At 74.3% G+C, this 14,469-nt stretch carries 12 protein-coding genes, 1 tRNA gene and 1 pseudogene; 10 read left to right on the top strand and 4 right to left on the bottom strand.

The window, feature by feature from the left end; genetic code table 11:
- Positions 1–18 precede the first annotated feature (18 nt).
- On the top strand, positions 19–927 hold the full coding sequence (gene rsmA, locus AAEM63_RS14720) for a 16S rRNA (adenine(1518)-N(6)/adenine(1519)-N(6))-dimethyltransferase RsmA (protein ID WP_341358994.1): 909 nt from the start codon (positions 19–21) through the stop codon (positions 925–927).
- The gene (locus AAEM63_RS14715; RefSeq protein ID WP_341358993.1) at positions 924–1,859 is read left to right on the top strand and encodes a 4-(cytidine 5'-diphospho)-2-C-methyl-D-erythritol kinase; all 936 of its coding nucleotides are present in this window, start codon (positions 924–926) and stop codon (positions 1,857–1,859) included. The genes rsmA and AAEM63_RS14715 overlap by 4 nt, the downstream gene beginning before the upstream one ends.
- Positions 1,860–1,929: 70 nt before the next feature.
- On the opposite strand, the gene AAEM63_RS14710 is transcribed toward AAEM63_RS14715, so the two are convergent.
- Positions 1,930–3,525, bottom strand: a complete 1,596-nt coding sequence (locus AAEM63_RS14710) for an alpha-N-arabinofuranosidase (RefSeq protein ID WP_341358992.1) — start codon at positions 3,523–3,525, stop codon at positions 1,930–1,932.
- A gap of 312 nt (positions 3,526–3,837) precedes the next feature.
- On the opposite strand from AAEM63_RS14710, the gene AAEM63_RS14705 reads away from it, so the two are divergent.
- The gene (locus AAEM63_RS14705) at positions 3,838–4,275 is read left to right on the top strand and encodes an SRPBCC family protein (protein WP_341358991.1); all 438 of its coding nucleotides are present in this window, start codon (positions 3,838–3,840) and stop codon (positions 4,273–4,275) included.
- A 139-nt stretch (positions 4,276–4,414) separates the two neighbouring features.
- On the top strand, positions 4,415–6,325 hold the full coding sequence (locus tag AAEM63_RS14700; protein ID WP_341358990.1) for an ABC-F family ATP-binding cassette domain-containing protein: 1,911 nt from the start codon (positions 4,415–4,417) through the stop codon (positions 6,323–6,325).
- A 28-nt stretch (positions 6,326–6,353) separates the two neighbouring features.
- On the opposite strand, the gene AAEM63_RS14695 is transcribed toward AAEM63_RS14700, so the two are convergent.
- On the bottom strand, positions 6,354–6,995 hold the full coding sequence (locus tag AAEM63_RS14695; protein ID WP_341358989.1) for a MarR family winged helix-turn-helix transcriptional regulator: 642 nt from the start codon (positions 6,993–6,995) through the stop codon (positions 6,354–6,356).
- A 124-nt stretch (positions 6,996–7,119) separates the two neighbouring features.
- Between AAEM63_RS14695 and AAEM63_RS14690 the strand changes: the two genes are divergently transcribed.
- Positions 7,120–7,467: a hypothetical protein gene (locus AAEM63_RS14690; RefSeq protein WP_341358988.1), complete on the top strand. Its 348-nt coding sequence runs from the start codon at positions 7,120–7,122 to the stop codon at positions 7,465–7,467.
- 178 nt (positions 7,468–7,645) lie between these two features.
- Here AAEM63_RS14690 and AAEM63_RS14685 read toward each other — a convergent pair.
- Positions 7,646–8,230, bottom strand: a pseudogene (locus tag AAEM63_RS14685) (TetR/AcrR family transcriptional regulator); the annotation flags it as partial.
- A gap of 136 nt (positions 8,231–8,366) precedes the next feature.
- Between AAEM63_RS14685 and AAEM63_RS14680 the strand changes: the two are divergent.
- The 4 genes from AAEM63_RS14680 (at position 8,367) to AAEM63_RS14665 (ending at position 12,497) form a co-directional block, all read left to right on the top strand.
- Positions 8,367–8,438, top strand: a tRNA-Gln gene (locus AAEM63_RS14680).
- An 80-nt stretch (positions 8,439–8,518) separates the two neighbouring features.
- Positions 8,519–10,168, top strand: coding sequence for a bifunctional UDP-N-acetylglucosamine diphosphorylase/glucosamine-1-phosphate N-acetyltransferase GlmU (glmU, locus tag AAEM63_RS14675; protein WP_341358987.1), 1,650 nt, complete (start codon positions 8,519–8,521; stop codon positions 10,166–10,168).
- Complete coding sequence (locus tag AAEM63_RS14670; protein WP_341358986.1) at positions 10,165–11,145, top strand: ribose-phosphate diphosphokinase; 981 nt, start codon at positions 10,165–10,167, stop codon at positions 11,143–11,145. The genes glmU and AAEM63_RS14670 overlap by 4 nt, the downstream gene beginning before the upstream one ends.
- Before the next feature lie 389 nt (positions 11,146–11,534).
- Positions 11,535–12,497, top strand: coding sequence for a hypothetical protein (locus AAEM63_RS14665; RefSeq protein ID WP_341358985.1), 963 nt, complete (start codon positions 11,535–11,537; stop codon positions 12,495–12,497).
- 48 nt (positions 12,498–12,545) lie between these two features.
- On the opposite strand, the gene AAEM63_RS14660 is transcribed toward AAEM63_RS14665, so the two are convergent.
- Entirely contained in the window at positions 12,546–13,247 is a 702-nt protein-coding gene (locus AAEM63_RS14660) for a dienelactone hydrolase family protein (protein WP_341358984.1), read from the bottom strand.
- Between the two features lie 372 nt (positions 13,248–13,619).
- Between AAEM63_RS14660 and AAEM63_RS14655 the strand changes: the two genes are divergently transcribed.
- A complete protein-coding gene (locus AAEM63_RS14655) occupies positions 13,620–14,255 on the top strand; it encodes a 50S ribosomal protein L25/general stress protein Ctc (protein WP_341358983.1) in 636 nt (211 codons plus the stop codon).
- Positions 14,256–14,469: the final 214 nt, after the last annotated feature.

The raw sequence follows: 14,469 nt of genomic DNA, 5'->3' as shown, positions 1-14,469 counted from the left end.
CCCCAGTAGGCTCGCGGCGTGCCCGCCTCCGACTCCGGCCTCCTCGGCCCCGCCGACGTGCGCCGGCTCTCCGCCGCCCTCGGTGTCCGGCCCACCAAGACGCTCGGGCAGAACTTCGTCCACGACGCGGGCACCGTCCGGCGGATCGCGCGGGCCGGCGGGGTGAGCCCCGGCGACGTCGTCCTCGAGGTCGGTCCCGGGCTCGGCTCCCTCACCCTCGCCCTGCTCGAGACGGGCGCGCACGTCGTCGCCGTCGAGATCGACCCGCCGCTCGCGCGGGCCCTCGCCGAGACGGTCGCCGCGCGGCTGCCCGACGCCGCCGACCGCCTCGACGTCCTCGCCGCGGACGCCATGACCATCACCGGGCCCGACGACCTGCCCGGGCCCGCGGCGCCCACCCGCCTCGTGGCGAACCTGCCTTACAACGTCGCCGTGCCCGTGCTGCTCACGCTCCTGCGCAACCTGCCGAGCGTCACCGACGTCCTGGTCATGGTCCAGGCCGAGGTCGCCGACCGGCTCGCCGCCCCGCCCGGCTCGCGCACCTACGGCGTCCCCTCCGCCAAGGCCGCCTGGTACGCCTCTGCCGAGCGCGCCGGCACGATCTCCCGGACGGTCTTCTGGCCGGTGCCCAACGTCGACTCCGCCCTCGTGCGGCTGCACCGGCGTCCGGCACCGTCGACGACGGCGACCCGCGAGGAGGTCTTCGCCGTCGTCGACGCCGCCTTCGCCCAGCGCCGCAAGACGCTCCGAGCCGCCCTCGCCGGGTGGGCCGGGTCGCCCGCGGCGGCGGAGGAGGCGCTCCGTGCCGCGGGGGTCGAGCCGTCCGAACGGGGGGAGAAGCTCGCCATCGCTGACTTCGCCAGGATCGCCGAGCACCGGCCCTCCCCGCGCGGACCCGGGGGCCCCTCTGGCACGCTGGCCACGTGACGGCCACCCCCATCGCGGTCCAGGTCCGCGCGCCGGGCAAGATCAACCTCGCCCTGCGCGTCGGCGCCCCGCGCCCGGACGGCTACCACCCCCTCGCCACCGTCTTCCAGGCCGTCTCCCTCTACGAGGACGTCGTCGCCACCCGCGCCGACGGCATCAGCCTGGAGATCCACGGCCGCGGGGAGGACCTGCCGGTCGACGCCACGAACCTCGCCGTCCGGGCCGCCGTCCTCCTGCGCGAGACCTCGGGCACGCGCGCCGGGGCACACCTGAGCCTGACCAAGCAGGTCCCGGTCGCCGGCGGCATGGCCGGCGGCTCGGCCGACGCCGCCGCCACCCTCCTCGCCTGCGACCAGCTGTGGGGGACCGGGCTCTCGCGTGACGAGCTCGCCGAGCTGGCGTCCGAGCTCGGCGCGGACGTCCCGTTCGCCCTGACCGGCATGTCCGCGATGGGGACCGGCCGCGGGGACCTCATCACCCCGGTCATGAGCCGGGGCACCTACCACTGGGTCCTCGCGGTGCAGGACGAGGGCCTCTCGACTCCCGAGGTGTTCCGCGAGCACGACCGCCTGCAGCCCCTGGACCTCGACGACGGCCCCGCCCCCCGCCTGGACGACGCCGTCCTCGCCGCGCTCCTCTCCGGGGACCCGATCCAGCTCTCCCGCCAGCTGGGCAACGACCTGCAGGAGGCGGCGCTGGAGCTGCGGCCCGAGCTCGGCGACGTCCTGGCCGCCGCCGACCGCGCGGGTGCGCTCGCCGCCCTGGTGTCCGGGTCGGGGCCGACGGTCGCCGCGCTGGCCCTGGACCACGCCCACGCCGTCAGCGTCGCCGGGGTCATGCGGGCCGCGGAGGTGGCCGGGGAGATCCTCCTCGTCACCGGACCGGTGCCGGGTGCGCGGGTGCTCGAGCACGTGCACAGCCGCCGGCCGTAGGGCGGACGGACCGCGCCGTGGTGGTCGCCGCGCGCCCGGGCAAGGAGGAGCCCTGGCGCGCGGCGACGGCTCAGGCGCCGGCCGGCGCGAGTCGCAGCACGCTCCACGACACCGGCGGGAGCTCGATGCGGACGGTGCCGCCCTCGGCCGTGGCGGTCTCGTTCGGCCGAGGCGCCAGAGAGGTGTCGTCGTCGGCGCTCGCCCGGGCGTAGGGGTCGTCAGCGGACAGGGTCAGCGCCTCGGTCACGCCGAGGGCGCCGAAGGCTCGCACGTCCACCTCGACGGTGACCGGCTCGGTGGTGTGCCGGTTCACCGCGAAGACGACGACCTCGCCCGAGTCGGCGTCGTGCGTGGCGACGGCGTCGACGAGGGGGGTCTCGCCGAACTTGGCGGTCTCGTGCGTGGGGGAGTCGAGCTTGACCCGCAGGACCTCCCCGGCCGCGTGCCGCGACGTCAGGGCGAAGGGGTGGAACGTCGTCTGCCGCCACACCCGCCCGCCCGGCTCGGTCATGATCGGGGCGATGACGTTGACGAGCTGGGCCAGGCTGGCCGAGTGCACCCGGTCGGTGTGCCGGAGCAACGAGATGAGCAGACCGCCCACGACGACGGCGTCGGCCACCGAGTAGTGGTCCTCGAGCAGGGGCGGGGCGACCGGCCAGTCGTCCTTCGGTGCCTGGGACGGGGACGCGTTGAGGTACCAGACGTTCCACTCGTCGAAGGAGATGTGGATCCGTTTGGTGAGCTTGCGGGCGGCGCGGACGGCGTCGGCGGTGGCCACGACGTCGTCGATGAACCCGTCCATGTTCACCGCCGAGGCGAGGAAGCTGGCGAGGTCGCCGTCCTCCTCCCAGTAGTACGCGTGGGCCGAGATGAGGTCGACGTCCTCGTACGCCTCCGTGAGGACGATGCGCTCCCACTCGCCGAACGTCGGCATCGAGGTGCTGGAGCTGCCGCACGCGACGAGCTCGAGGCCCGGGTCGACCATGCGCATCGCTCGGGCCGTCTCGGTGGCGAGGCGGCCGTACTCCTCGGCGGTCTTGTGCCCGATCTGCCAGGGGCCGTCCATCTCGTTGCCCAGGCACCACATCCGCACGCCGTGCGGCTCCTCGGTGCCGTTGGTCCGGCGCAGGTCCGACCACGCGGTGCCCGACGCGATGTTGCAGTACTCGAGGAGGTCCAGGGCCTCCTGGACGCCGCGCGTGCCGAGGTTGACCGCCATCATGGGCTCGACGCCGGCCTTCCTGGCCCAGCGCATGAACTCGTCGACCCCCACGGTGTTCGGCTCGGTGGAGTGCCAGGCGAGGTCGAGCCGGGCCGGGCGCTGGTCGACCGGCCCGATGCCGTCCTCCCACCGGTAGCCCGAGACGAAGTTGCCGCCCGGGTAGCGCACCGTGGAGACGCCGAGCTCGCGCGTGAGGTCGATGACGTCGCCACGGAAGCCGTCCTCGTCGGCGGTGGGGTGACCGGGGTCGTGGATGCCGGTGTAGACGCAGCGACCCAGGTGCTCGACGAAGGCGCCGAAGGTCCGCCGGCGGACGGGACCGACGCTGAAGGCCGGGTCGAGGACGAGGGTGGCGGCCCGGTCCGCGGCTGCCGCGGCGGCGCCGGGGGCGTCGTCGGCGGGAACGTCTGCGGTACCGGTGGTCGCGGCGGTCGAGCTGGCCAAGGGGACTCCTTCGTCTGCGGCTGGGCTGGGCGGGGGCGGTGTCCGCCACACAGGATGAAACGGTCCGCGCCCGAGTTTGTCCGGTCAAGCCGTGGCTGGCGAGCGCTTTCCGCACCCTACCGCGAGTCCGCGTGCCCGGGGCGTCGGGCGGAGCTCGCTCCGTCGCGACTGGCGGACCGGCGCATATCGGTGGCCCGGCGACCTTCGGCGCCTCGGTGCGGCCCGCAGGGCGCGGCGAGGCGTCCCGGCGCGGGTGCTGCTCGGATGCCCCGGGTGTGCTCGGCCCCGAGGCTCGGGCGCATACTCGGTGGCATGGAGGTCGACGTCGAGGTGGAGGCCGTCATCCCGTACCCGCCCGAGGTGGTCGCGGCCTACGCCGGCGACCCGGGGAACGCGCCGACGTGGTACGCCAACATCGTCTCCGTCGACCGGCGCACGCCGCCGCCGCTGGCGCTGGGCTCGCGGATGGACTTCGTGGCCACGTTCCTGGGACGCCGGCTGAGCTACACCTACGAGGTGGTCGCGCTCGAGCCGGGACGGCGGCTGGTCATGCGCACCGCCGACGGTCCGTTCCCGATGGAGACCACCTACACCTGGGAACCGGTGCCCGGCGGGACCCGGATGCGGCTGCGCAACCGAGGCGCGCCCAGCGGCTTCGCCAAGGTCGCCGCCCCCGTCATGGCGACGGCGATGAGGCGCGCGATGACCAAGGACCTGGCACGTCTGACCGAGCGTCTCCGGCACCGCTGAGCCGGGCCCGGGCTGCGCCCGGGTCCGGGGAGGATCGGGCGGCTGCCCGGCGCCCGCCGGGCCGGGCCGGCCCCGCCCGTCGTCCACGCCCGCGCGGCCCTGGGACACTGGTGCCATGACGACGAGGGAGATCCGCTAGATGGCGCACCTGCTCGGGATCGAGGGCGTGGGCGTCGTCGTGGGCTCGCGCCCGCTGCTCGGCGACATCACGCTGGGCCTGGACGACGGGATGCTCGTGGGGGTGCTCGGGCGCAACGGCGCGGGGAAGTCCACCCTGCTGCGCGTCCTGGCAGGGGAGACGACCCCGGACACCGGCCGGGTCACCCGCGCGGGCGGCACCCGCGTGGTCGTCCTGGTCCAGGCCGACGACCTGACGCCCGGCACCCGCGTGCGTGACGTCGTCCACCCCGGCGTCGACGAGCACGTCTGGGCCTCCCAGGCGTCCGTCCGCGACATCCACGAGGGCCTCCTCGCCGACGTCGGGCTCGACGCCGACGTCGGCACCCTCTCCGGCGGCCAGCGGCGGCGGGTGGCCCTGGCCCGCGTCCTGACCACCCCGGCCGAGGTCCTCATCCTCGACGAGCCGACCAACCACCTCGACGTCGAGGGCGTGGACTGGCTCGCCCGGCACGTGCAGGAGCGGTACTCGCGCGGCACCGGTGCCCTCGTGGTCGTCACCCACGACCGGTGGTTCCTCGACGCCGTCTGCACCCGGGTCTGGGAGGTCGTGCCCGGCCACGACGGCGCGGGCGGTCGCTCGCCCGTCGCCGGCCGGGTCGAGACCTACGACGGCGGGTACGCCGCGTACATGCTCGCGCGCGCCGAACGGGCCCGCACCGCCGCCGTCATGGAGGACAAGCGCGTCAACCTCGTGCGCAAGGAGCTCGCCTGGCTGCGCCGCGGTGCGCCGGCGCGGACCTCGAAGCCGAAGTTCCGGCTGGACGCCGCCGCCGCGCTCATCGCCGACGAGCCGCCCCCGCGCGACCCCCTCGAGCTGACCCGGCTGGCCACCGCCCGGCTGGGCAAGGACGTCCTCGACCTCGAGGACGTCACCGTCACCTACCCGCTGCGCCCGGGCGAGGATGTCGGCACCGGCACCGGCACCGGCACCGGCACCGGCACCGGCACCGGCACGCGCGTCGTGCTCGACCACGTCACCTGGCGCCTCGCGCCGGGGGAGCGGGTGGGCGTCGTCGGGGTCAACGGCGCCGGCAAGTCCACGCTGCTGCGCCTGCTCGCCGGGACCCAGCACCCCACGGCGGGCCGGGTGCGGCGTGGCAAGACGGTGCAGGTCTCCCAGCTGTCGCAGGAGACCCGCGAGCTCGACGACGTCGCGCACCTGCGGGTCATCGAGGCGGTCGAGGAGGTCCGCGGCCGGGTCGAGGTCGGCGGGAAGGAGCTGACCGCCGGCCAGCTCGTCGAGCGCCTGGGCTTCACCCGTGAACGCGCCTGGACGCGCGTCGCCGACCTCTCGGGCGGGGAACGGCGGCGCCTGCAGCTGCTCCGGCTGCTCGTCGCCGAGCCCAACGTGCTCCTGCTCGACGAGCCCACCAACGACCTCGACACCGACACCCTCGCCGCCGTCGAGGACCTCCTCGACGGGTGGCCGGGGACCCTCGTCGTCGTCAGCCACGACCGCTACCTCCTCGAGCGGGTCACCGACCACCAGGTCGCGCTGCTCGGCGACGGCTCGGTCCGCGACCTGCCGGGCGGCATCGACCAGTACCTGCAGCTGCGCCACCGGCTCGAGCGGCAGTCGGCCGCGGCGCCGGCCCCGGTCGCCGAGGACCGCACCGCCGGGAGCGACACCGGCGCCGGCGGCCTCACGCCCGCGGAGCAGCGGGCCGCCCGCAAGGAGATGGCACGGCTCGAGCGCCAGCTCGCGAAGGTGTCCGCGCGCATCGACGACCTGCACCACCGGCTCGCCGCCGCCTCGGCCGCGGGCGACGTCGACGGGCTGACCACCCTCTCCGCCGAGACGCGGGCGGCCGAGGCCGAGCACGAGAGCCTCGAGGAGGAGTGGCTGCTCGCCGCCGAGGCGGCGGGGTAGCACCCGCCAGGACGGGCCGCGGGCCCGGTCAGACGGACGGGCCGCCGGGCCGTGCCGGCGGGACGGGGCCGCGGTCGAAGGGCAGCAGGACCGCGCGCAGCAGGTCGCGCAGCCGGTCGTGGTCCTCCGCGGACAGCCCGGCGAGGAGCTCTCGCTCGGACGCCAGGAGCGCGGACATCGCCGCGTCGACCCGGGAGCGGCCCTCGGCGGTGAGGCGGACCTTGACCACCCGGCGGTCCTGGGTGTCCGCAGCTCGCACGACGAGGCCGTGGTCGACCATCCGGTCGATCCGGTTGGTCATGGTCCCGGACGAGACGAGCGTCTCGGCGATGAGGCGGCCCGGGGTGAGCTCGTAGGGCTCGCCGGCGCGGCGCAGCGCCGAGAGCACGTCGAACTCCCACGCCTCGATGCCGTGGCGGGCGAAGGCCGCCCGCCGGGCGAGGTCGAGGTGCCGGGCGAGGCGGGTGACACGGGAGAAGATGTGCAGCGGCAGCGGCTGGAGGTCCGGGCGCTCGCGCTGCCAGGCCGCCACGATCCGGTCGACCTCGTCCGTGGCGGCGGGCCGGACGTCACCAGGGACAGCAGGCCCCTCCGTGGGCGCGGGTGCCTCGGCCGCCGCGGGACGGGCGCCCTCAGGGACGGCGATCCCGTTCGGCTGCGCTGCGCTCATCCCCGAAGATTACTTGACGTCGAGAGACCTTGTGGGGTGCGCCCCGGTGGGAGGGCGGGGTTCTTGCCGAAATCTTGAGCCGAACGTCCCCCACGGCGACGGCTGTCGCGGACATGATGTGCCCATGCCGGACCTCGTCGTGTACGCGGTGGCCGTGGCGCTGACGGCCCTGAGCGTCTTCCTCGGTGACCGCTCGCTGTTCCGTCGCCTGCGCTGGTTCGAGGCGGCCGCCGTCGGCTTCGCCGTCGTCACGCTCGGGGTCGTGACGACCATGCTGGGCGGCTCGGCCACGGCCGTGATCGCCGTCCCGCTGGTGGCGGCGGCCCTGCTCATGCTGGTCCTCCTGCAGGCGACGCTGCCCAAGCTGGTGCTGACGTACCTGGCGGTGGCCGCGTACTACGTGGCCCTGCACGTGGTGGCGAGCCGGTTCTTCGACTACCACACGCTCGTCCCGGGGTGGACGCTGGCCTGAGGGGCTAGGCCGGCACGGACGGCGTCGGTGGTGTGGATCTCGGCTCGTGTGTCGTCGACGTGCTCGGTGTCGAGGGGCTGGGCGACGAGGGGCTCGGCGTCGAGGGGCTCGGCGTCGCCTCACCGGGAGTCGCCACCCGCGGCGGCCGCTGCGCCCGGGGGCCGGACTCCGGCGAACGCAGGCGCGGGTCGCGCTGCAGACCGGAGAGCCCGTTCCAGGCGAGGTTGACGATGTGGGCCGCGACGTCCCGCTTGGCCGGGTGGCGCGCCTCGAGCCACCACTGCCCGGTGAGCGCGATGAGGCCGACCAGCATCTGCGCGTACATGGGGGCGGCCTCCGGGTCGAGACCGCGTCCGCGGAACTGGGCGCCGAGGAGGTGCTCGACCTGGCTCGCGACGTCGCCGATGAGCGAGGAGAACGTCCCGGTCGCCTGCGCGACCGGGGAGTCGCGCACGAGGATGCGGAAGCCGTCGGTGTTGTCCTCGATGTAGTCCAGCAGGGCCAGCGCCGCCCGCTCGACGACGTCCTTGGGGTGGCCGCCGGAGCTGAGCTGCTCGGTGAGCATGCCCAGCAGGCGCTGCACCTCGCGGTCGACCACGACGGCGTAGATGCCCTCCTTGCCGCCGAAGTGCTCGTACACGACCGGCTTGGAGACGTCCGCCCGGGCGGCGATCTCCTCCACCGAGGTGCCCTCGAAGCCCTTCTCGGCGAAGAGCGCGCGCCCGACCGTGACCAGCTGCTCACGCCGCTGGCTCCCGGTCATGCGCACCCGCGGGGCGCGGCGCGGCTCGGACATGCCCCCCATCATGCCGTGCGCGGCAAGGGGCAGGCCGGAACGAGCCCGCGGCAGGCGGTGAGAGCGCCCGGTGCTGGCACACTTGTCGGGCGCGCACGCGCGGTCCGCCCTGGTGTAACGGCAGCACGCAGGCCTTTGGTGCCTTGCGGTCCGGGTTCGAATCCTGGGGGCGGAGCCGGTCGTCCGGACGCCGCTAGAGTGATCCGTGCACGACGCCCGGGGCGATCACGGGCGGAGACAACCGAGGGAGCCGGCGTGAGCCCGACCCAACCTGCTGCCGTCATCGTCCTCGCCGCAGGTGAGGGCACCCGCATGAAGTCGCGCACCCCCAAGGTGCTGCACCGGATCGGGGGCCGCAGCCTCCTGGGCCACGCCCTCACCGCCGCGCGCGGCCTGGCGCCGGCGCGCCTGGCCGTGGTCGTGCGGCACGGCCGCGACGCCGTCGCCGCCCACGCCCGTGAGGTCGACCCCGGCGTCATGATCGTCGACCAGGACGCCGTGCCGGGCACCGGACGGGCCGTCCAGGTGGCGCTCGGGGCGCTCGACGCCGTCACGCTCGGCGCCGCGGTCGCCGGGCACCAGGGTCCGGGCGTCCCTGACCACTCCGCGGAGTCGCCGGTGCTGTCCGGCGCCGTCGTCGTCATGGCGGGCGACACGCCCCTGCTCGACGCGGACACCCTCGGTGAGCTCCTGCGCGCCCACACCGAGGACGCCAACGCCGTCACGGTGCTCACGACGACGGTCGAGGACCCGTACGGCTACGGGCGGATCCTGCGCGAGGAGGGCACGGGCGCCGTCGTCGGCGTGGTCGAGGAGCGCGACGCCACGGACGCCCAGCGGGAGATCCGCGAGATCAACACCTCCACCTACGTCTTCGACGCCGCGGTCCTGCGCGAGGCGCTCGGCGGCGTCGGCCGCGCCAACGACCAGGGCGAGGTCTACCTCACCGACGTCGTCGCGCTCGCCCACGGCAAGGGGCTGCGGGTCCAGGCCATCTCCGTGGAGGACTCCTGGCTCGTCGAGGGGGTCAACGACCGCGCCCAGCTCGCGGCGCTCGGCGTCGAGCTCAACCGGCGCACCGTGGAGGAGTGGATGCGGGCGGGCGTGACGGTCGTGGACCCCGCGACGACCTGGGTCGACGTCGACGTCGAGCTCGCGCGCGACGTGACCCTCCTGCCCGGTACCCAGCTGCACGGGTCGACGAGCGTCGGCGAGGGCTCGACCCTCGGGCCCGAGACGACGCTCACCGACGTCACCGTCGGCGCCGGGGCGACCGTCTGCCGCACGCACGGCTCGTCGGCGGTCCTCGAGGACGGCGTCGACGTCGGGCCGTTCGCCTACCTGCGGCCGGGGACCCACCTGGCCAGCGGCGGCAAGATCGGCACCTTCGTCGAGGTGAAGAACGCCCGGATCGGCGCCGGCGCCAAGGTGCCGCACCTGACCTACGTCGGTGACGCCGACATCGGTGAGGGCACGAACATCGGCGCCTCCTCCGTGTTCGTCAACTACGACGGCGTGGAGAAGCACCGCACCCGGATCGGCGCGCACGCCCGCACCGGCTCGGACAACATGTTCGTCGCGCCGGTGACCGTCGGCGACGGCGCCTACACCGGCGCGGGTACGACGGTGCGCGAGGACGTGCCGCCGGGCGCGCTCTCCGTCACGGGCGCCTCGCAGCGCATCATCGAGGGCTGGGTCTTCCGGCGCCGGCCCGGCACGGCCGCCGCGCGCGCGGCCGCTCGCGCGCTCGGGATGTCCGAGGCCGACGCGGACGCCGGTGTCGCCCCGGGCGGGCTCTCCCCCCAGGCTCGGGCCGAGCGCGCGCGCCGCGCCCAGGGCAGTTCCACGACCCCGCGGGACCGCACGGCCCCGGGTACCTCGGCAGAAGGAGACAGCGTCCGATGACGGGCATCATCACCCAGGGTGAGAAGCGGCTGGTCCTGGTGAGCGGCCGCGCCCACCCTCAGCTCGCGGCGGACGTCGCGCAGGAGCTGGGCATCGACCTGCTGCCGACCTCGGCGTACGACTTCGCCAACGGCGAGATCTACGTCCGCTTCAACGAGTCGGTGCGTGGCTCGGACGTGTTCGTCCTGCAGTCGCACACCTCGCCGATCAACCAGTGGCTCATGGAACAGCTGCTCATGGTCGACGCCCTCAAGCGCGGCTCGGCCAAGCGGATCACGGTGGTGGCGCCCTTCTACCCCTACGCCCGGCAGGACAAGAAGCACCGCGGGCGCGAGCCGATCTCCGCCCGTCTCGTGGCCGACCTGTTCAAGACCGCGGGGGCGGACCGGCTGCTGAGCATCGACATGCACGCCGCGCAGTCGCAGGGCTTCTTCGACGGTCCGGTGGACCACCTCTGGGCCATGCCGATCCTCACCGACTACGTGCGCACCCGGATCGACACCTCCAACGCCGCGATGGTCTCCCCGGACGCCGGCCGCATCCGTGTGGCCGAGCAGTGGGCCGCACGCCTGGGCGGGGTGCCGCTGGCGTTCGTGCACAAGACCCGCGACATCAGCCGGCCGAACCAGTCGGTGGCCAACCGGGTGGTCGGTGACGTCAAGGGCCGCACCGCGGTGCTCGTGGACGACATGATCGACACCGGTGGGACGATCGCCGAGGCCGTCAAGGTGGTCCTCGCCGCCGGCGCCTCCGACGTCATCGTCGCCGCGACGCACGGGGTGCTGTCCGACCCCGCGGCGCAGCGGCTCTCCGAGTCCGGCGCGCGCGAGGTGGTCGTGACCGACACGCTCCCGATCAGCGCGGACAAGCACTTCCCCCAGCTGACGGTGCTGCCGATCGCCCCGCTGCTCGCTCGCGCGATCCGTGAGGTGTTCGACGACGGCTCCGTCACCTCGCTGTTCGAGGGCAACGCCTGACTCGACCGGGTGCTCGGGGGCTCGGGGGCCGGCGCGTGAGCGATCCCTGTGCGGCCACTGAGAGCCGGTTGCCCGCGGGAGTGATCCCTCTGTCGCCGGTGGCCGGGGGTCCTGCGTGCGAGCGATCCCTTTATTGCCATGGGCAGGGGGGTCCTGCGTGCGAGCGATCCCTTTGTTGCCATGGGCAGGGGGGTCCTGCGTGCGAGCGATCCCTTTGTTGCCATGGGCAGGGGGTCCTGCGTGCGAGCGATCCCTCCGTTGCCGAGTTAGAGCGGTGTGCGGGGATCGTTCGGTCACCAGGGGATCGTTCGGTCACCAGGGGATCGTTCGGTCACCGCGGGAGCACTGGCGAGCCGAGCGTGAGCACAACCGGCAACCCCCGGGTTGCGATGGCTGTGATTGTCCACAGTGCCGGCACCAGCCGTGGCTCCGGTCTGCGAGCCTCCTCCGCATGGCGACGACGCACGTACCTCGTCGAGCTGGTCCGTCTCGGTCGGCCGGACTCCGCCACGGCGGTCCCGCGCGACAGGGCGTCCAGACGGCCGGACCTGCTCCGGGTGCGGCGAGGGACGTACATCGAGCGTGAGCAGTGGCGGGCGGCAACCGTGTCCGAGCGGCACAGGTACCTCGTCCTGGCCACGGTGGACGGGCTGCGCGGCCCCGCTGTGCTGTCGCACGAGTCGGCCGCTGTGCTCCACGGGCTACCGATCGTCGGGCCGGCTCCGCAGCAGGTGCACGTCACCTCCGACGCTGCGCGTGGCGGGCGGTCGTCCGCCGGGATCCGGCGGCACCGCGTGCGGACGATCCCCACCGTGATCTCGATCGGCGGCGTGCTCGTCACATCCGTCGCCCGGACCGTCGTCGACCTCGCGCGCGGTCGACCACTGGCCTCGGCGCTGCCTGCTGCGGACCATGCGCTCCGCACGGGCGCCGCGACGCACGAGGACCTCATGGTCGAGCTCGACCAGGTCAGCGGTGCCAGGGGCGCGCGACGCGCACGGGCGGTGGTGCTGGCCGCCGACGGCCGGTCGGAGTCGGTGGGGGAGTCCGTCAGCCGTGCGCGCATGATGGAGCTCGGCCTTCCTCTGCCCGACCTCCAGCGCGAGTTCAGGGACGCCGAAGGCTTCGTGGCCCGGACCGACTTCCGGTGGGAGAACCTGCGCCTCGCCGGCGAGTTCGACGGCCGGACGAAGTACGGGGCCGGCGGAGCCGAGGCCCTGTGGCGGGAGAAGCAGCGGGAGGACCGGCTCCGGCTGGTGGTCGGCGGCGTCGTCCGGTGGACGTGGGTGGACGCCTGGGACGTCGACCGCTTCCGTGCCGTCATGGCCCGCGCCGGCGTGGTACCCCGCTGACATCGCCTCCGCGGGCTCCCGTGTGCGGTGGCCCCGAGGTGGGCGCGCCTAGACCGGCAGCCGGCGGGCCAGGAAGTCGGTCGTCTGCGCCCACGCCTCGGCGCTCGCGGCGGCGTGGTGGAACATCGGGTGGGGGTTGTCGAAGGCGTGACCGGCGCCCTCGTGCAGCCGGAACTCGACCTCCGGACCTGCCACGGCCTCGCGGATCCGCTCGACGGTCTCCATCGGGATGTAGGCGTCCTCGGTGCCGAAGTGGTGCAGGCTCGGCGCGCGCACGGCAGGCGCGAGGTCGAGCAGCTGCGGCAGGGCGGAGCCGTAGTACGCGACCAGGGCGTCCGGGTCCGCGTGGGCGGCGACCTCGAACGCCAGGCCTCCGCCGAAGCAGAACCCCAGCACGCCGGTACCGGCGGTGACCTCCGCACGGCCGCGCAGCGCCCCCAGCGCGGCGACGGCGTCGGCGACGGCGCGCGGCCAGTCGACCCGGGCGACGAGACCCATCGCGCGCTCGAGGAAGTCGTCCCCCGACTCGTCGAGCCCGGCCTCGTCGAGGCGCCAGTAGATCTCCGGCGCGAGGACGACGTACCCCAGCGCGGCGAGGTCGGCCGACCGTGACCGGATGTAGTCGCTCACGCCGAAGATCTCCTGCAGGACCACGAGGCCGGGTCCGGTGCCCGACGGCGGGAGCCAGAGGTGGCCCGGCATGTCGCCGTCTGCTGTGGGGATCGTCACGCTCGTCGGCTGGTCGGTCATCGGGGCTCCTTCACGCGGGCCGGCGCCCGCCCAGTGCCACAGTCTGGCGCCGATCTCGCCCAGGCGCTCCCGGGTCGTTCCCGCATCGTTCCTCCACGGTCGGGACCCGCTCGTTCGCGGTCGCGGAGATCGTGGGGAGGCTCCTGGGGTCGCCCCCACAACGTCCGGTTACCGACCCCGGCGGGGAGCGGCTAAGATGTACAGGTTGCCTCGGCGAGGGACGCCGGACGGGCCAGCAGGCTCCGGGCACCGCACCTGCGGAGCCCCCGGTTCCGTGATCGACGCGGTGGTGCCCCGTTGCGCCGTCCGTACGACGTCCCACGCTGAGGCCCACCGCCCATCGAGAAACCGAACGCCCCCGAGGAGACCCCCGTGGCTGACCAGATCAAGCTCTCTGCGACCATTCGATCCGAGTTCGGCAAGGGTGCCGCCCGCCGCGCCCGCCGTAGCGGCCTCATCCCGGCCGTCCTGTACGGGCACGGCACCGAGCCGAAGCACCTCGCGCTGCCGTCCCACGAGACGTTCCTCGCGGTCAAGGGGCACGCCAACGCACTCATCAACCTCGACATCGAGGGTGGGGAGCAGCTCGCTCTCGCCAAGGACATCCAGCGCGACCCGGTCCGTCGCACCATCGAGCACATCGACTTCGTGGTCGTGCGCAAGGGCGAGCGCGTCACCGTCGACATCCCGGTCCACGTCGAGGGCGAGTCGGCCCCCGGGACCATCCACCAGCTCGAGCAGCAGACCCTGACCATCACGGTCCCGGCGACGTCCATCCCCGAGCAGATCGTCATCTCGGTCGAGGGTCTCGAGGACGGCGCACAGGTCCGCGTCGCCGACATCCCGCGCCCCGAGGGCGCCACGATCGACGCCGACGACGAGACGATCGTCGTCCTCATCTCCACCCCGCGCGCCGAGGAGGAGGAAGAGGAGACCGAGGCCGCCGAGGGCGAGGCTCCCGCCGCCGCCCCGGCCGCCGAGGAGTCCGAGGGGTCCGAGGAGGCCTGAGCCTCCCCGCACCACCCGCGCGCCCAGGCCGTCCCGGCCTGGGCGCGCGTTGTTCCACAGGCGGTGCTCGTCGTGACGCGGGTGCCGCGCGTCGGTGCCGTGCGTCGCCGCGACGGGGGTGCCAGGGGTGCCTGCTCGAGGTGGGCGACGTCCGCCTGCCGCGGACGGATGCTGCACGGGCGCGCTGCCCGCGAGAGGATGGGGCGGCGGCGCC

The sequence above is a fragment of the Georgenia sp. M64 genome, assembly GCF_038049925.1.
Classification (GTDB): Bacteria; Actinomycetota; Actinomycetes; order Actinomycetales; family Actinomycetaceae; genus Georgenia.
This window is presented reverse-complemented; position numbering and strand designations above follow the sequence as displayed.